Source organism: Ruegeria sp. AL2, from assembly GCF_056540845.1.
Genome location: NZ_JBQFXM010000001.1, coordinates 132,161 through 150,370, shown reverse-complemented (window position 1 = coordinate 150,370; position 18,210 = coordinate 132,161). Strand labels below are relative to the sequence as shown.

At 57.4% G+C, this 18,210-nt stretch carries 13 protein-coding genes; 4 read left to right on the top strand and 9 right to left on the bottom strand.

Annotated features, from left to right (window positions below; all coding sequences use genetic code 11):
• Position 1 precedes the first annotated feature (1 nt).
• Together secD and yajC are read right to left on the bottom strand one after the other, a co-directional pair.
• Positions 2 to 1,663: a protein translocase subunit SecD gene (gene secD / locus ACR0ID_RS00725; protein ID WP_480492947.1), complete on the bottom strand. Its 1,662-nt coding sequence runs from the start codon at positions 1,661 to 1,663 to the stop codon at positions 2 to 4.
• A gap of 33 nt (positions 1,664 to 1,696) precedes the next feature.
• On the bottom strand, positions 1,697 to 1,984 hold the full coding sequence (gene yajC / locus ACR0ID_RS00720; protein ID WP_209503494.1) for a preprotein translocase subunit YajC: 288 nt from the start codon (positions 1,982 to 1,984) through the stop codon (positions 1,697 to 1,699).
• A gap of 201 nt (positions 1,985 to 2,185) precedes the next feature.
• Here yajC and ACR0ID_RS00715 point away from each other — a divergent pair, with 201 nt between their 5' ends.
• Positions 2,186 to 3,850 carry a mechanosensitive ion channel family protein gene (locus tag ACR0ID_RS00715; RefSeq protein ID WP_480603199.1) on the top strand — a complete coding sequence of 555 codons (1,665 nt, stop codon included), beginning with the start codon at positions 2,186 to 2,188 and terminating at the stop codon, positions 3,848 to 3,850.
• A gap of 72 nt (positions 3,851 to 3,922) precedes the next feature.
• On the top strand, positions 3,923 to 5,215 hold the full coding sequence (gene serS, locus ACR0ID_RS00710; protein WP_480517521.1) for a serine--tRNA ligase: 1,293 nt from the start codon (positions 3,923 to 3,925) through the stop codon (positions 5,213 to 5,215).
• Positions 5,216 to 5,272: 57 nt separating this feature from the next.
• Here the strand turns inward: serS and ACR0ID_RS00705 are convergent, their stop codons facing one another.
• The 5 genes from ACR0ID_RS00705 to ACR0ID_RS00685 form a co-directional block, all read right to left on the bottom strand.
• Positions 5,273 to 5,839, bottom strand: a complete 567-nt coding sequence (locus ACR0ID_RS00705; RefSeq protein ID WP_480603197.1) for a helix-hairpin-helix domain-containing protein — start codon at positions 5,837 to 5,839, stop codon at positions 5,273 to 5,275.
• A 92-nt stretch (positions 5,840 to 5,931) separates the two neighbouring features.
• Positions 5,932 to 6,915, bottom strand: a complete 984-nt coding sequence (locus ACR0ID_RS00700) for a fatty acid desaturase (protein WP_480492943.1) — start codon at positions 6,913 to 6,915, stop codon at positions 5,932 to 5,934.
• A gap of 165 nt (positions 6,916 to 7,080) precedes the next feature.
• Positions 7,081 to 8,544, bottom strand: a complete 1,464-nt coding sequence (der, locus tag ACR0ID_RS00695; RefSeq protein WP_480603195.1) for a ribosome biogenesis GTPase Der — start codon at positions 8,542 to 8,544, stop codon at positions 7,081 to 7,083.
• Between the two features lie 49 nt (positions 8,545 to 8,593).
• Complete coding sequence (locus ACR0ID_RS00690) at positions 8,594 to 9,916, bottom strand: PQQ-like beta-propeller repeat protein (RefSeq protein ID WP_480473424.1); 1,323 nt, start codon at positions 9,914 to 9,916, stop codon at positions 8,594 to 8,596.
• 44 nt (positions 9,917 to 9,960) lie between these two features.
• Complete coding sequence (locus ACR0ID_RS00685; RefSeq protein WP_480603193.1) at positions 9,961 to 10,632, bottom strand: hypothetical protein; 672 nt, start codon at positions 10,630 to 10,632, stop codon at positions 9,961 to 9,963.
• Positions 10,633 to 10,857: 225 nt separating this feature from the next.
• On the opposite strand from ACR0ID_RS00685, the gene ACR0ID_RS00680 reads away from it, so the two are divergent.
• Together ACR0ID_RS00680 and ACR0ID_RS00675 are read left to right on the top strand one after the other, a co-directional pair.
• Positions 10,858 to 12,084: an efflux RND transporter periplasmic adaptor subunit gene (locus ACR0ID_RS00680; RefSeq protein WP_480553804.1), complete on the top strand. Its 1,227-nt coding sequence runs from the start codon at positions 10,858 to 10,860 to the stop codon at positions 12,082 to 12,084.
• On the top strand, positions 12,081 to 15,860 hold the full coding sequence (locus ACR0ID_RS00675; protein WP_480603191.1) for an efflux RND transporter permease subunit: 3,780 nt from the start codon (positions 12,081 to 12,083) through the stop codon (positions 15,858 to 15,860). Before ACR0ID_RS00680 ends, ACR0ID_RS00675 begins: the two co-directional genes overlap by 4 nt.
• A gap of 43 nt (positions 15,861 to 15,903) precedes the next feature.
• Here the strand turns inward: ACR0ID_RS00675 and ACR0ID_RS00670 are convergent, their stop codons facing one another.
• Both ACR0ID_RS00670 and ACR0ID_RS00665 read right to left on the bottom strand, forming a co-directional pair.
• On the bottom strand, positions 15,904 to 16,302 hold the full coding sequence (locus ACR0ID_RS00670) for a DUF2147 domain-containing protein (protein ID WP_480473428.1): 399 nt from the start codon (positions 16,300 to 16,302) through the stop codon (positions 15,904 to 15,906).
• A gap of 58 nt (positions 16,303 to 16,360) precedes the next feature.
• Positions 16,361 to 18,184 carry an ABCB family ABC transporter ATP-binding protein/permease gene (locus ACR0ID_RS00665; protein WP_480492940.1) on the bottom strand — a complete coding sequence of 608 codons (1,824 nt, stop codon included), beginning with the start codon at positions 18,182 to 18,184 and terminating at the stop codon, positions 16,361 to 16,363.
• Between the last annotated feature and the right edge of the window lie 26 nt (positions 18,185 to 18,210).

The following is an 18,210-nucleotide window of genomic DNA, read 5'->3' as shown; positions in this document are numbered from 1 at the left end:
GTCAAACCTCGATCGTTTTTGGTCGGCGGCGTTCGAACCACATGACAACCATCAGGCGCGTCACGAAGATCGCGGTGAAGACCGATGTCAGGATACCCAGGCCCAGAGTGATCGCGAACCCGCGCACAGGGCCGCTGCCCATGGCAAACAGGATAACGGCGGTGATGAAAGTGGTTACGTTGGCGTCCAGAATGGCCGACAACGCCTTTTCATAGCCCAGATCGATGGCGCGGGCTGGACCTCTGGCGGATTTCAGTTCTTCGCGGATGCGTTCAAAGATCAGTACGTTGGCATCCACCGCCATACCGACCGTCAGAACGATCCCTGCAATCCCCGGCAGAGTCAGGGTTGCGCCGATCAGGGACAGCAAACCGAACAACAGGCCCACGTTTATGATCAGCGCGATGTTGGCGAAGACACCGAACAGGCCATAGCTGAGCGCCATGAATACCAGCACGGCGACAAAGGCCACGATTGTGGCAACTTTGCCTGCGTCGATACTATCTTGCCCCAGTTCGGGCCCGATGGTGCGTTCTTCCAGGAATTCCAGCCCTGCAGGCAAAGCACCTGCACGCAACAGGACGGCCAGATTGGTGCTTTCCTCAACGGTGAAATTACCGGTGATGATACCCGATCCGCCTGGGATATGGCTTTGGATCACGGGGGCCGAGATCACTTCGTCATCCAGAACGATTGCAAAGGGTGCGCCGATATTGTCACGGGTATAATCCCCGAACTTGCGTGCCCCGGATGTGTTGAATCGGAAGCTGACCGCAGGGCGGCCGTTCTGATCGAAGGATGGCTGCGCGTCGACCAGTTCCTCTCCTGTCACGACCGGAGCGGATTCGATGGTGTAATAAACGCCGTTTTCGTCAATCGACGGCACGATTTTTTCGCCGACGCCTGCAACGGCATCCGGATCGGTTCCGCGCCCGACAACCGGGTTGAAGGTCAACTGTGCTGTTGTTCCGATAATTTCCTTCAGTTCACCCGCACTGCCGATACCCGGCACCTGAATTAAGATACGATCCGTCCCCTGACGCTGAATTGTGGGCTCACGTGTACCGACTTCGTCGATCCGGCGGCGGATGATTTCCAACGCCTGACGCACCGTGCGGTCATCCGAGGCCAGTTTTTCTGCTTCGGACAGTTGAACAACAATTGTGTCACCATCCGCGCGGGCTTCGATATCTGTGGCTCCTACACCTGTCAGGGTCTGCACTTGCCGGGCCAAACCGCGGACAACCTCCAATGCCTGTGGCATTCCTTCGGGCTGGCTAATGCGCACGCGAATCTCATCCGCAGCCGAGTCCTGACGGCGGATGGTTCCCACCGTGGCACGTTCATCGCGCAGGGCGTCGCGGATTTCCGGCCACATCGCCTCCATCCGGGAGCCGTAGACGTCTTGTACTTGTACTTCGGCCAGCAAATGCGCGCCGCCGCGCAGGTCGAGGCCAAGATTGACCAGGGATGACGGCAACCAACTCGGCCATTGCGCGGCTTCAGCCTGCATCTGGGGTGTGTCGTTGCCCAACTCGATCGCGGCCTTGGCGTCGTTGGATTGTTCGACCCGCGTGTAAAATGCGTTTGGCAGGGCCATGAGCAGGCCGGTCACGCAGACCAGCCAGATCAGAACCCGCTTCCAGGTATCAAATTGCAGCATTACCCTGCCTTTTCAAGGAATTGTCGCGCGAAGTTACTTCGCCGGCTCAGTCTTGTTCAGAACCTGAGCGATGGTCGATTTGACCACGCGAATCTTGACGCCCTCGGCGATTTCGACCTCGATCTCGTTATCGCCTTCCTTGACCTTCGATACCTTGCCGATCACGCCCCCCTGAGTGATCACCTGATCACCGCGACGCACGGCATCAACCATGGCCTGATGTTCCTTCATCTTCTTTTGCTGCGGACGGATCAGCAGGAAATACATGATCGCAAAGATTAGGATCAGCGGGAGAAACTGGGCGATTGCGCCACCATCCATGGGACATTCCTTTGTTCTAGTCTTGCGGCACAGTTCCGCAAATTTGGGCGGAACCTATGCTTTGAAATGTCGGTTTGCAAGCAAAGGCGGTCATGTAACTCACCTGAAAACGGGCATGTCCCGGCAACCACGGGCAAAACGTTGCAGATATGCCCTAGGAACATAACCAATACCGGGTATAGTTTATCCGAAGGGGGACACATGACGCGGCCACTCAAACCTTTCCTTTCGTTGCTTTATTTACTGACTGCCCTGTCGGTGAGCGTGTGGCTGTCCAGTGCGGCCTTGTCGCAGGAAGCACCCGCGGAATCCCCCCTGTCCGAGACTGCGGGATCGGACACGTTCATGGCCCCGGTCATAGTAGACGGGGACATTCTGTTTCAGGTGCGCGGATCAAGCGCCCTGCCTGCTCCGGAGCGCGCCGAGGACGTACAGGACAAGATCATTGTGGTTGCGGAAGCGTCGGAAGCACCTTTGGTCGAGATCACATATGAAGAGACCGAGTTTGGCATCTGGATTCTGGCCGATGGCCAAAGAATCTCGATCGTTACTAAAGCTGACGCTGAACTGGATCAGATGGAACTAAGTGTTCTGAGCGTTTTGCATGGCAATGCGATCAAACAATCCATTGAGGCGTACCGAGCCAACCGAACCGATCAGGCGCGCGTTTCCGGTGCTATTGAAGCGGCTGCCTGGACGTTGGGATTTGCCCTGTTTGTTGTCACTATCCTGTGGCTGCACCGTCGGATCAGGCGTCGCACATTGAAGCTGGTAAAACGCTACTTAAAGGATGTCGAAACGGCGACAGCCAAAAGCGTTCAGGCCGAAGCAATCGCGGCCCTTATCCGCTATGGTCTGAACTTCGTGCTGCTTATCATCTTCTTTCTCGGTTTCTACTATTACCTGTCCTTTGTTCTTTTGGCATTTGCGGAAACCAGATATTTCGCACAGCTTCTGCTGACCTATCTGACAGAGCCCGTGCTGCTTATCTTCCGGGGCATCCTCAGCTATATCCCCAATCTGATCATGCTGGGCCTGATCACATGGGTGACGTTGTACATCATCAAAGGGCTGCGCGTGTTCTTTGATGCGGTCGAAGCAGGTTCGTTCGAAATGGGTGATTTCGAGAAACACTGGGTCAACCCGACGTTCAACATTGCCCGTGTCGTCGTTATTCTGATCGCGTTGGTGTTTGCGGTTCCCTATATTCCGGGCTCAGATTCTGCTGCGTTCCAGGGGTTGACCATTCTGGTTGGCGCCATGCTGTCTTTGGGCGCAAACTCAGTCGTGTCCAACATGCTGGCCGGGCTGTTTGTGATTTACCGCAGGTCTACCTCAATCGGCGACCGTATCCAGATCGGGGACCACATCGGCGATGTGGTTCAGATAAAACTGATGGAGACCCACCTGAAGTCGATCAAGAACGAGCTGATCTCGATCCCCAATGCACAATTGATGAACTCAGATGTCGTTAACTTTTCAAAGAAAACCAATGGTGACGGACTATTACTGCACACGACAGTCGGCATCGGCTACGAAGAACCCCCTGAGAAGGTAGAGGCGATGCTGATCGAGGCCGCCAACCGCACCAAAGGTATCAAGGTCAATCCCGAACCTTTTGTGTTGTGGACCGCGTTGGCCGATTACGCGATCAATTATCAGATCAACGGCTACACCACCCGTGGCAGCATCATCCCCAAAATCCGCTCGGACCTGCATCGAAACATTGTCGCTGTATTTAACGAGAACAATGTGCAGATCATGACGCCTTCTTATGTGGCTGACCCGCCCGAGCCAAAAATACCGGCCGGGGCATGGGATGGCCACCTGACGCATGAAACCCACGAAGACGCTGATAAGTCGTAACCGGTGCTACACCCTGCCCCACAGATGGTGCATAAGCGGGTTCAGTGATTCACGCATTCAAGGATCTGAGACATGCACGACATCCGCGCCATTCGCGAAAACCCTGCCGCCTTTGACGCCGCCCTAGCGCGCCGTGGGGACGCGCCGGTGTCGTCAGATCTGCTGAGGCTGGACGAAAGCCGGCGTGCCAAGATTCTGGCCGCCGAAACCGCGCAGGCTGAACAAAACAAGGCCAGCAAGGAAGTCGGCGCTGCTAAGGGACGCGGCGACGAGGCTGAATTCGAACGCCTGCGCGCGCTTGTCGCCGAGAAAAAGGCCGAAGTCGCCCGGATGCAGACCGAGGCCAAGGATCTGGATGCCTTGCTGACCGATCAACTGGCCCGCATCGCCAACCTGCCCGCCGATGACGTGCCGCAAGGCGCGGACGAAAACGACAATGTCGAAGTCAACCGCTGGGGCACCCCGCGCGATTTCAGCTATGCACCGAAAGAGCATTACGACATTCCCGCCGTCGCAGCCGCAATGGATTTCGAAACCGCCGCCAAAACCAGCGGCAGCCGATTTGTGAACCTGTCCAAGGGGGTTGCCCGCATCCACCGCGCGCTGGCCCAGTTCATGTTGGACACACATATCGACAAGAACGGTCTGACAGAAATGCAGACACCGGTTCTGGTCCGGGATGAGGCGATGTATGGCACTGATAAATTGCCTAAATTCGGCGACGACAGTTATCAGACGACCAATGGCTGGTGGCTGATCCCGACCTCCGAGGTTACGCTGACCTATTCAGTGGCTGGTGACATTCTTGAAGAGGCTGCCCTGCCCATCCGTATGACCGCCCATACCGTCTGTTTCAGGTCCGAGGCCGGAAGTGCGGGCAAGGACACCGCAGGGATGCTGCGCCAGCACCAGTTCGAAAAGGTCGAGATGGTCTCGATCACCCATCCCGACGCGTCAGATGACGAGCAAAAGCGCATGTTGCGCTGCGCCGAGGATTTGCTGGAACAGTTGGGTATTCCCTATCGAACCGTAGTTCTGTGCACCGGTGATATGGGCTTTGGCGCGCGCCGCACCTATGACATCGAAGCGTGGCTGCCCGGACAGGACACCTATCGCGAGATCAGTTCGGTCTCGACCACAGGCGCGTTTCAGGCACGCCGGATGAACGCCCGTTTTCGTCCTGAAAGTGGTGGCAAACCTGAATTTGTTCATACTCTGAACGGTTCCGGTCTGGCTGTTGGGCGTTGCCTGATCGCTGTTCTGGAGAATGGGCAGAATGAAGACGGAACTGTTTCGCTGCCCGAGGTACTTGGCCCCTATCTGGGCGGCAAGCTGACCCTGCAATCGGACGGTTCTTTGGCCTGACAAACATAACCGGCGCCGTCGGGCACCGGTAAGGACATCAGCAGAAGGCGAAGAAGTTTACTTCTTCGCTTTTTTCTTGTCCTTCTTCTTTCCGCCTTTCTTGCCGTCCTTCTTTTTCCCGTCCTTCTTGGACTTTTTGTCCTTGCTGGATTTGGCTTTCACTTTGTCCTTCGCCTTTGAAAAGGCGGCTTCCATCTCTTTACGCTTCTTCGCGGCTTTTTCAGCCTTGGCCTTGGCTTTGGCCTTTTTCTTTTCCGCAGCTTCGGCTTTTTCGGCCGCTGCTTTTTCTTCTGCCGCCTTGCGTGCGGCTTCCTCGACCCGATTCTCGGCTGCGGCTGCGGCGATTGTTTTACGGGACGCGGCTTTGCGTGCGGAAGGCCTGCGCACCGCCGGAGTCCGGGCCGCAGTTCGGCCTGTTGTAGGCTTCGCAGCAGCCGGTTTTGCGGCAACGGCTTCTTTGGCAGATGCAATCAAAACCAACGCGCGCGCCTCACCGATCCGAGGGACCTTGACCAAATCAGCAGGAGCGGCCTTGACTATTGCCTCGGCGGTCTTGAAGCCATTGGCAACAAGGGCCCGGCCAAGCGCGTCCCCTACACCTTTTATTTCGGTCACTGCGGTCATTATGGGTCCTTTCTGTGTCGTTCTATAACTTCGTATATACACCTGATATACGAAGCAGCAAGCAGCGTCGTGATAACCCCTGTTCTGCCAGCTTAGTTATGGGCAAGACTAGCGGCTCGGTTGTCTCTCGGAAAGGGTACAAGGCGCTTGGCATCTTCGTCCCATAGCTTCAGGTTCAATGCGGCCACGGCCTCGGGAAACTTAATCCGGCGGGGGGTGTATTCCGGCGGCAGGTTATAATGGCAGGCACGCAGGCGATATGATGGGATACGCGCGTTGAAATGGTGGATGTCGTGCAACGTGATGCAGGCCACAGCCATATCGAACCACCATCCGAAATCCAGTGCGGATGATCCCTCAAGCGCTGCTGTCTGAGGGTTCAGATCGGGGCGGCGATCCCAATAGGTATCTTCGAAGTTGTGCTGAAGATAAACAAGGAAGACGCCCAGCATTCCACCCAAAAAGGAAAACACCAACCAGACCCAAATGCCGGTCATACCCGCAATCAGATACAACAATCCTAGAAACACGATGATTGACAGGTTGTGCAACACCACACCTTTAGCGCCAAAACGCGCCGTATTCTTGGGCCAGCGGTATCGGATGAAGTAGGTGAACAACGCGCCGACCGGAACCAGGATGAACGGATTGCGATACAGCCTGTAAAAAAAACGCGTTTTCCAATCAGCCGCATTCCACTCTCGCAGAGTCATCGTATGAATTTCACCTGTCTCGCGATGTTCAAGATTTCCGATGCCCGCATGGTGCAGATTGTGGTTCTGCTTCATCACCTCGAACGGGGCGAAAGTGAAAGGTGACAGACCATGCCCTGCCCATTCGTTTTGAATCCGTGTTTCAAACAGAGAGTGATGCCCACAATCATGTTGCAGCACATAAAGCCGTACTGCGGCAAAGGCGAACACGATCCCGGCGGGTATCATGATGTACCAGCGATCAACGAAGGTGATCGCAAGGGTCAGCGACGCAAAATACACCGCAAATGTGCCAAAATAACTTGCCGCGGCCAATCTGTTGTCCTGCACCGCGTAATGTCTTGTATATTCCCTCAAATCCATCCAGCCGTCTCCTTACGATGGCCGTTCAGTTTTCTGTTCAAATCTAGGTGCGGCTAGTCCGCATGCAAGCAGTGCGTGCCCAAACAAATGCACACGCATGAATGCTAGCGCGGAGAACAGAAACTGTCACGCCCCCGTGAGGTAAGATGCTGAAAATTGGCGCAGTTACGCGCGGCCCTTGAGATGCTTGGCCAGCGCGCCCGCATTTTTCTTGCGCCGACCCTTATATGGGTTCTTGTCGCCCTGCCCGCGCAGCGTCAGGCGGATTGGGGTGCCAGGCATGTCAAAGTCCTGACGCAACCCGTTGACCAGATAGCGGGTATAGCTTTCGGGCATCTTATCGGGATGAGAACACATCACAACAAAACCCGGCGGCCGCGTTTTCGCCTGGGTCATATAGCGCAGCTTGATGCGGCGGCCCTGTGGGGCTGGCGGCGGGTGTTGTTCCAGCATGGCAGTCAGCCACCGATTCAACGCCGCAGTTGGCACACGGCGGTTCCAGACGTCATGGGCGCGCAGGATGGCGGCGCGCAATCTCTCAAGCCCGCGACCCGTTTTCGCCGAGACGGTAACCAGAGGGGCCCCGCGCAGCTGCGGCAGCAAGCGATCAAAGGCATCTTTCAGTTCCCGCAGCTTTTCCTGCTTGTTTTCCTCGACGTCCCACTTGTTTACGGCAACAACAACAGCCCGGCCTTCGCGTTCGGCCAAATCGGCAATTCTCAGGTCCTGTTGTTCAAATGGAATGGCCGCGTCCAGAAGTACGACGACAACCTCGGCAAACTTCACCGCGCGCAAGCCGTCTGACACCGAAAGCTTTTCCAGCTTTTCCTGTACCTTTGCTTTCTTGCGCATTCCTGCTGTGTCAAAGATCCGCATCGGAGTGCTTTCTCCGTCCGGGTCGGCCCAATCGATCCGCAGGCTGATAGCGTCACGGGTGATCCCGGCCTCGGGCCCCGTCAACAGGCGGTCTTCGCCGATGATCTTGTTGATCAGCGTGGATTTGCCCGCATTCGGACGGCCAACCACGGCCACCTGCAACGGCTTGGCAGACGTGATCAGGGGCATTTCGCCCTCACCGTCTTCATCCAGCTCAATATCAGTTTTTGGGGCTTCTTCGACCTGCTTTTCCTCGGCTGCATCGGCCAAAGGCATAAGCCGAGCATAAAGATCTGTCATCCCTTCGCCATGTTCACCAGAAAGACGCACAGGTTCACCCAGACCCAGGTTATATGCCTCGAGCACCCCGGCATCCGCTGCGCTGCCTTCGGCCTTGTTGGCCGCAAGGATTACATGCTTGGACCGTTTGCGCAGGATTTCTGCAAACATCTCGTCCGTGGGCGTCAGCCCGACCCGCGCATCGATCATGAACAGGCAGACATCGGCCATGTCTACCGCGCGTTCGGTCAGACGGCGCATCCGGCCCTGCAAACTGTCATCTGTCGCGTCTTCAAGTCCGGCCGTATCGATCACAGTAAAGCGCAGATCGCCCAGACGCCCTTCGCCCTCGCGCAAGTCACGCGTCACACCAGGCTGGTCGTCGACCAGCGCCAGACGTTTGCCTACGAGGCGGTTGAACAATGTGGATTTGCCCACGTTCGGGCGCCCCACGATGGCGAGGGTCAGCGACATGATACTCTACTTTCAAGACTCAAGTTGCGCCCTTTAACGCATCTTGCCGTCAACGGAAAGCGTGTAGATCACCTTTGGTCGAAACAACATACAGCGTCTGCCCGGCCACAACAGGGGATGCTGTCGCGCCTCCGGGAACCTCAGCCTGATGAACCAGTGTTCCGTCAACTGGATTGAAGAACCGCAGAAACCCGTCGTTGGACGCAACCACAATACGACCCCCGGCCAGAATTGGGCCGTAATGCGCAAAGATCGGTCCCCGGCGGCCACGCTTGTCCTTGACGAAGCCCGGCAGATCCTGCGCCCAGATGACAGACCCGTCCGCCGCGTTCAGACGCACCAGCTGGCTGCGATCACTGATCAGGAAGATGCTGTTGCCCGCAGGCCAGACCGTATCGACCGCACCTTCGTCTGCTGTCCACCGGCGCTCACCGGAAGCGGCATCAAATGCGACGGTCCGGCCCGAGTGATTGCCGATGTAGATACTGTTGCCGACAACCATCGGACCGCCAGTCACATCGACGATTTGCGCCGCGGCGCGCCCGCGACGCCCCCCTGCAACAGACGCGTTCCAGCGGCGGATACCACCGCGGCGGAAAGTGGCCGCCACGTCACCCGAGCCAAAGGCAAATACCGCCAGATCAGATGCGATTGCAGGCGCAGGCGCACCCAGAACGTTCCCGACGCTGGGTGTGCCTTCGAATTGCCAGGCTATGCGTCCGTCCTTGGTGTTTACAGCCCAGCCGGTTTCGTCTCCGGCCACCACGTATAACAGGCCATCATTCACCAGCGGGGCGCCGCTGCCGGTCGCTTCCAGGCGTTTTTGCCAGCGCACGGCACCCGATTTGGCGTCCAGCGCGGTCAGCCGACCGAACCCTGACGACACATAAAGGACGCCGTCGGCATAAGCCAAACCACCCCCTGTTGCATCCGAGTCGCCATCACTTGGCGGGATCAGATCGGTTTCCCATGCCAACTGCCCCTGCTGGGTGACCGCTGAAACGGTCGCCCCTGAATCCAGTGTAAAGATCAATCCGCCCGCAACCACCGGCTCGGCAGTTATGCGTTGCTTGCGCGAGTCGCCCTGCCCGATCGAAACAGACCAGATCCGCTGTGGTGTTGCGCGCAAAGCAGCATGCGTGGTTCGGTATGCGGACGTTCCCGGACTTTGTGACCAGTTGGCGTTGACCTGTTGCGCCGGCAGGCTGATCGGTTGCGAGCCGCGCTTTTCGACCGTTTCCAGATCTGAAACAGGGCGAATATCCTCGCGTTCACCGGGCAGAATGGCTTCGGGCGGCTCACAGGCCGCCAGTGCTGTCAAGGCCAGAGCCGCAAAAGGCAATCCCGTACGGGAAAAAAATCTTGTTACCATGATATTCCGAACTCGCCTGTCGTTAAGTCTTTTGTCCCGCCTGGTCAGCCTTGCTGCGCCACCAATGGTTCAGGTTCCCCACCCAAAGCAATGATCATTTGCGCCGCGCGCTGTTGCAGATCGATCCCAACCTCTGCATCCTGCCGCAGCGCCTGCAATCGATCCAGCGCAGCATCGACATTCCCCTCGGCCACGTCAATCAGGGCCAACTGCTCTTCCGCCAGCAGCCGCAGCGGCGCTCCGGGGGCCGCCAACGCCTCGAACTGTTGCCGCCGGTCGGCGGCAGGCAAGGTATCGCCTTGCAACAGCAGCGACTTGAAGCTTGCAATCGCGCGGTAAATCTCGGGCAGGTCGCCCTGAACGGCAACCGCGTTCAGGCTGGTGACCGCGTCTTCTCGGGATCCGGATTCGACCTGTGACGCAGACAACAACATGTCCAGCACGGCTTTCCCGCCCGGTGACATCGCCTCTGCCTGTGCAAGACCAGCAGCCCTTGCCGCCGGGTCATTTTCGGACAATGCAGCAAGAATCGTGTCACCCAATAGCTGAGCTTGCGCCGTGCCCCGCGCCTTGCGGTATTCATTGAAAGCGGCACCGCCGACGATCAACACGACGGCGACGACACCCACCCAGCCCCAGCGACGCAGCAACAGATAGATCCGGTCACGGCGCACCTCTTCGGTGACCTCATCAATGAAACTGTCTATATCGCTCATCCAAGCCCCCGGGCTGTCTATCTTGTATTAGTGCGCCATGTCATACCCCGGCACCAACGCCAAGCCAAGGGTCCGAATATGCGCATTTTCACCGCTTTGCTTCCCTCTTGCGAAAAAATGCAAACCGAACTATTCAGTTCAGTATGGAAAAGATGCCGAACAGACCCCATTTCATGGCGTGACAGCCCAAGTATTAATGGCGCAGATTCTTAGGAGAAACACTTTATGCGTTTGATTTCATTCATCAACGCCCTTCTCGTGATTGTTGCACTGTATTTTCTGGTGTTTGAACGTGACACCTTGTTCGCCTTTGCCGGACGCGGTGATGCCGTGGAAGCAACACAAGTCGAAGCCACGGAAACCGAAAACTCCGATATCTCTGCCGTGGGCGTTGTCGCCGTGCGCTCGCAAGCGCGCGAAATTGACAGCGCCGTGCTGCTGCGCGGGCAGACGAAGGCGAACCGGCAGGTCGAAGTGCTTGCGGAAACCACGTCCACCGTTGTCTCTGAGCCCAAACGCAAAGGTGCGTTTGTTGAGGCGGGCGATATATTATGCGAACTTGACCCCGGCACGCGCCCGGCACAACTGGCCGAGGCCATGGCGGGCAAGCTGGAAGCCCAAAGCCGCATTCCCGAAGCCGAAGCACGCCTGATAGAGGCACATGCGCTTGTGGCCGAGGCCGAGATCAATCTGACAGCCTCACGCAAGCTGGCTGAAACCGGATATGCGTCGGAAACCCGCCGGATTTCCAGCGAAGCTGTGATGAGCTCTGCAAAAGCCGGTGTGAAATCCGCCGAAGCCGGGCTGGAGGCCACGCGCGCGGGCATCGAAGCCGCCGCAGCAGCAGTCGAGGCCGCACAGCGAGAGATTGGCCGCCTGACCATCAAAGCCCCCTTCAAAGGTTTGCTGGAAAGCGACACCGCGGAACTGGGCAGCCTAATGCAACCCGGATCGCTTTGCGCGACTGTCATTCAACTGGACCCGATCAAGCTGGTCGGCTTCGTTCCCGAGACCGAGGTCAACCGGGTGCTTGTCGGGTCCGAGGCTTCGGCAACGCTTGTGACCGGTCGGCAATTGGGCGGTCGGGTCACGTTCCTCAGCCGGTCAGCGGACGAGACAACACGTACATTCGAGGTGGAAATCACCGTTCCGAACCCCGACTTGACCATTCGCGACGGTCAGACAGCCACCATCCTCATCGCGGCTGAAGGTACGAAAGCCCACCTGCTGCCGCAATCGGCGCTGACACTCAGCAACGAAGGTCAATTGGGTGTGCGCACAGTTGGCGCAGGCAATGTGGTTGATTTCATGCCGGTCCGCATTTTGCGCGACACAGCCGAAGGTGTCTGGATCGATGGCTTGCCGGAAACGGTTGATATCATTGTGGTCGGGCAGGAATTCGTGATCCGCGGTGTTACCGTTGCACCAACTTATCGGGAAGCCTCGCAATGACGGGTATCGTCGCATGGGCCGCAGGCAGGGCCCGAATGGTAATGGCGTTCATCGCCATTTCGCTGGTCGTAGGCGGCTTTGCCTATGTCTCGCTTCCGAAAGAGGGTGAGCCGGATATCGAAATCCCTGCCCTTTTCGTTTCGGTGCAGTTTCCCGGGATTTCAGCGGAAGACTCAGAAAACCTTTTGGTCAAGCCGATGGAGACCGAACTGGCGGATCTCGACGGGCTCAAGGAAATGACGTCGACTGCGGCCGAAGGTTATGCCGGGGTCGCGCTGGAGTTTGAATTTGGCTGGGACAAGACCTCGATCATGGCGGACGTGCGCGATGCCATGAACACGGCCCAGGCTGATTTTCCCGAAGGTGCGGAACAATACTCGCTGACGGAAATCAACTTTTCCGAGTTCCCGATCGTCATCGTCAATCTGACCGGTGCCGTTCCGGAACGCACAATGGCCCGTGTCGCCAAGGATTTGCAGGACGAGCTTGAGGCGCTGGATTCCGTTCTCGAAGCGGGTATCGCGGGCAATCGTGACGAGTTGCTTGAGGTCGTTATCGACCCATTGCGGCTTGAAGCATACAACGTGACCGCAGACGAGCTGATCAATGTCGTGCGAAACAATAACCAGCTGATCGCGGCAGGCGAGGTCGAAACTGCGCAGGGTACATTCTCGGTCAAGATTCCATCGTCGTTCAAAACGGCGCAGGATGTTTATGGCTTGCCGATCAAGGTCAATGGCGACCGGGTTGTAACGCTGGGTGAGCTTGCGCAGATCAACTACACATTTGAAGATCGCGAAGGTACCGCCCGCTTCAACGGCGAGGCGACCGTCGCGCTGCAAGTTGTCAAACGCAAGGGCTATAACCTGATCGACACCGTTACGCAGGTGAAAGAAACCATAGCTCAGGCCAAGACCAAATGGCCGCCCGAGCTTCAGGCTGCGGTCGAGCTTGGAACGTCGAACGACCAGAGCCGCATTGTCGGTTCGATGGTCAGCCAGCTTGAAGGCTCGGTTCTGACCGCAATCGCTCTGGTGATGATCGTGGTTCTGGCCTCTTTGGGTACGCGGGCCGCGCTTTTGGTGGGCTTTGCAATTCCGACCTCGTTCCTGCTGTGTTTCGCATTTCTGGCGGTCATGGGCATCAGTATCTCGAACATTGTGATGTTCGGCCTCATTCTGGCCGTAGGGATGTTGGTCGACGGTGCCATCGTGGTCGTGGAATATGCTGACAAGAGAATAAAGGAAGGCGTCGGCCCGATGCATGCCTATGTCGAGGCGGCCCAACGCATGTTCTGGCCCATCGTATCCTCGACCGCGACGACGCTATGTGCCTTCCTGCCCATGCTCTTCTGGCCCGGTGTCCCGGGCGAATTCATGGGGATGTTGCCCGTCACGCTGATCTTTGTTCTGTCGGCGTCGCTGATTGTGGCGCTGATCTACCTGCCGGTCATGGGCGGTGTTTCGGGGCGTCTGAGCCGCGTTTTCGACCGGTCTTCGAACTGGCTCCGTGCGCGTACCCGGTGGTGGGTTCGGGCAGTGATGGTGCCCCCGTCGCTTTATATGATCTTCTTGGGTGCGATGCAGGTTCTGAACCCTGACTATCTACTGCCCGGAGGAGTGGTCGCTGGTGCCCTGCTGTTCCTGTTCGGGGCCTTTGCCGGGTCTGTAACACTGAGCGCGGCCAAGTTCGAGCGGGCGGAAGAAAACCACGTCCACACCGCTGACGAACACACACCTTTCGGACATGTGATCCGGTTCCTTGTCGGCAACCCGATTATGCCGATCGTGTCGCTGGCGGCAGTTTTCTCTGCCGTGTATTTTGTGACCTTCGTCTGGTTCCCACAGGAATCAAGAGGTGTCGAATTTTTCGTTGAAAGCGAACCGGAACAGGCAACAGCTTACGTCCGTGCCCGTGGCAACCTGTCACTGGCAGAAAAAGACAAGATGGTCCTGCAGGCCGAACAGATCATTGGATCTCATCCGGCGGTAATCAACGTCTTTTCCTTTGCCGGCGAAGGCGGTCTTGACCAGAATACCGGCGGCGCGCAGGCACCGGCGGACACGGTGGGGCGGGTCCAGTTTGAAATTATCCCATGGGAAGATCGTCCGAACGTTTCGGAATCCGCTTTGTGGGGATTGTTTGAGCGCCACTTTGTGGCACCCGAATATGATGGCGATTATGTAATCGGCGATCTGAACGCCAAACTGGCGACAATACCCGGTATCGTTGTTGAAATCCTGGCATTGGAACAGGGCCCGGCCTCGGCCAAACCGGTTCACCTGCGTATCAAGGGGGACGGTTGGGACGAATTGAGATCGGCCACCATCGCCGCGCGCCAGGTCTTTGACGAAACGCCGGGGCTGATCAAAACCGAAGATACCCTGCCCCTGCCTGGTATCGATTGGCAGATCGATGTCGACGTGGCCAAAGCTGGTCGGTTCGGCGCTGATGTAGCCACTGTTGGTGCCATGGTGCAGCTTGTGACACGCGGCATCCTGTTGGGTGAGATGCGCCCAGACAATACGGATGAAGAGATCGAGATCCGTGTCCGATTGCCGGAAGAGGATCGCGTGCTGTCGACTTTGGATACGCTCAAGGTCCGCACTCCGGACGGGTTGGTTCCGCTGTCGAACTTCGTAACCCGGGAACCCATGGCCAAACTGGCCCAGATCAACCGTGTCGACCAGCAACGTTACTATGACGTCAAAGCGGATGTTGAACCGGGGCTGAGCAAGGTTGTGACCAAAGGGCCGGACGGGAAAGAAGAACGTCTGGCTATAACGCGCGAAGTGACCGACGGCTACACTCCAACCGGCACCGTGTTGGACGGCGACGTAGGAAAGTCCTACGAACTGGTTCAATTGACCGGTGCAGAGAATATAGACCAGCTACGTAGCGTGATTGACGCGGGAGACGCGCAGTTCGCCCTGATCAACCCGAATGAGCGGATCTCTGTACTGACCGAATGGCTGGAAACCAGCCCCTTCGCCAACTCGATCAGCTGGCAATGGACCGGTGATCAGGAAGAACAGGAAGAATCCGGCGCATTTCTGGTGAATGCCTTCATGGGTGCTTTGGGGCTGATGTTCGTTATCCTGCTCGCCCAGTTCAACTCGTTCTACAATTCGGTGTTGGTGCTGTTGGCGGTTGTTCTTTCGACCACCGGGGTTCTGATCGGCATGATCGTGATGGAGCAACCCTTCTCGATCATCATGACCGGCACCGGCATCGTTGCTCTGGCAGGAATTGTGGTGAACAACAACATTGTTCTGATCGATACCTATCAGGAATACAGCGCCTATATGCCAAGGATCGAGGCAATCGTCCGCACCGCGGAATCGCGTATCCGCCCGGTTCTGCTGACTACGTTGACCACGATGGCAGGTCTGACCCCAATGATGTTTGGGCTTTCGCTGGACTTTATCAATGGCGGCTATTCCATCGACAGTCCCACCGCTCTGTGGTGGAAACAGCTGGCCACAGCGGTTGTCTTTGGTCTTGGCATCGCCACTGTTCTCACCCTGATCGTGACGCCGTCGCTTCTGGCGCTGCGTGTCTGGGTGACGACTTACGCTGTCTGGCTCAGCCGCGGGCTTGCCCGTATGACCGCGGGGCGGTCCAGTAAGATCGCGCAGGACATGGCTATTGGTCGCTCGGCCCGCAAACTACAGGCGACCGAGATTGTGTGGGATGAGCCGCACCAATCCGAGACCGGTTTGCAAGACGAGCCCACGGATCAAATTCCTGGATCGCCGCTAAAAGCCGCAGAATAAGAATGAAAGGACCGGGATTTCCGGTCCTTTTCGTTTTCTGTCGTCACAGTCGGGACCAGGTCTGGTGCGCGCAAATCGAATGTTCACAGCCTTTGACCATGAGCTTGTCACCCTGCAACGTCATCTGCGGAACAGCATCAACGTCGATCAGGGGAACCCAGAACTCACCCCCACCATATTTTCCGCCGCCTTCGCTCGACACGTCCCAGAACAGCTTTTTCCCGATATTCGGCGTTTGAACTTCTTTGCCGGAAGAATCAAAAGCCGAAAGTATCGTGCCGCAGAACTTGTCCGCGCAGGCGGATATCTGGATATGCGAGATCAGGTTCTTTCGATCAGGTTCGGTCTTCCACACGCCCTCAATCGGGTCAGCCGCGACCATAGCCGGGAGAAGAACCACAACGGCTACAGATACTAATCGTCTTGCTAATCCATTGATCATGGCGTCCACCTACATGCACGGCGCATCCTAGCACATTCCGCAGGGCAAGATGAGCCCCTCAGGCGGCCTCACTGTCGGATTGCTGGCGGTTCCACAGTTGAGCATATCGCCCGGACCGCGCCAACAGCTCGTCATGGGTGCCCTGTTCGATGATCTCGCCAGCTTCCAGAACCACGATCCGATCAGCCTCGGCAATGGTGCTGAGGCGATGGGCAATCGTGATCACGGTCCGCCCTTCCCCAGCGCGCGCCAGCGCATCCTTGATATCCTGTTCCGTGTCGGTATCCAGGGCCGAGGTCGCCTCGTCCAGCAACAGGATCGGAGGGTTCTTCAGCAATGTCCGCGCGATGCCAACCCGTTGCTTTTCGCCGCCGGACAGTTTCAAGCCGCGCTCACCCACCATGGTGTCGTATCCGTCAGGCAGCGAAGTGATGAAGTCATGAATCTGGGCGGCACGGGCTGCGGCCTCGACATCCTCCGGGGTGGCATCGTCGCGCCCATACGCAATGTTGTAGCGAATGGTGTCGTTAAACAGCACCGTATCCTGTGGCACAACGCCGATCGCGGCATGCAGGCTGGTTTGGGTCACATCCCGAACATCCTGCCCGTCGATCTTCAGCGCGCCTTTGGTCACGTCATAAAACCGGAACAACAGCCGCCCGATGGTCGATTTTCCAGACCCCGTCGCCCCTACGATCGCGACCGTCTGTCCGGCCGGAACCGTCAAGGAAACACCCTTGAGGATTTCCCTTTCAGGGTCATAACCAAAATGCACATCTTCAAGTGTTACCTCGCCACCATTGACCGCAAGGTCGGGTGCATCGGGGTGATCGATGACTTCGGCGGGTTGTTCGAGCAGATCAAACATCTGCCCCATATCTACCAGCGATTGCCTGATCTCGCGATAGACCGTCCCCAGGAAGTTCAATGGAACGGTAATCTGGATCATATACGCGTTGACCATGACAAAATCGCCCACGGTCAGGTTTCCATTCTGAACGCCAATTGCGGCCAGAACCATGACTCCGATCAGGCCGCAGGTGATCAGGAAGGATTGGCCAAAATTCAAGAACGCCAGCGAATAGGCGGTTTTCAGCGCCGCCCCGGCATAGGCTTTCATCGACACGTCGTAACGTGCAGTTTCGCGGGATTCCGCGTTGAAATACTTGACGGTTTCGAAGTTCAGCAAACTGTCAATGGCGCGCTGATTGGCTTCGGTGTCCTGATCGTTCATCTCACGCCGCAGCTTTACCCGCCATTCGGTCACGGCAAAAGTGAACCAGATATATAGGCCTATGGTGACGGCGACGACCACCAGATACCAGACGTCGAACAACCACATCAGTATGATCGCAACCAGCAACAGCTCAAGGATCAGCGGCCCGATTGAGAACAGCAGGAAGCGCAGCAGGAATTCCACGCCTTTGACGCCCCTCTCGATGATACGGCTCAGCCCGCCGGTGCGGCGCGAGACGTGATAGCGCATGGACAGGTTATGGATATGTCGGAACGTCTCCAGCGCCAGCGCCCGCAAGGCCCGCTGTCCAACAGGGGCAAAGGCGGCGTCCCGCAATTGCTGGAACCCAACCGTCATCATGCGCGCCACGCCGTAGGCAACCGTCACACCCACTGCGCCCAGCGCTAGCGGCGGCACGCCTTCACCTGCCAATGAGTCAACGGCGCCTTTGTAAAGGATCGGTGTATAAACCGCGATCAGTTTGGCCAGAACCAGCATCGCCATGGCAATAACCACGCGGCGCTTTACCCAAACCTCGTCCTGCGGCCAGAGGTAGGGCGCAACCTTGCGGATTGTGCGCCAGCCTGAACTGCGCCCGCCGCTCTGCACCCCGTCATTCGAGGCCATCGGAGATGTTCGTCTCATCACGTACCTTGTCTGCGGTCAGAGAA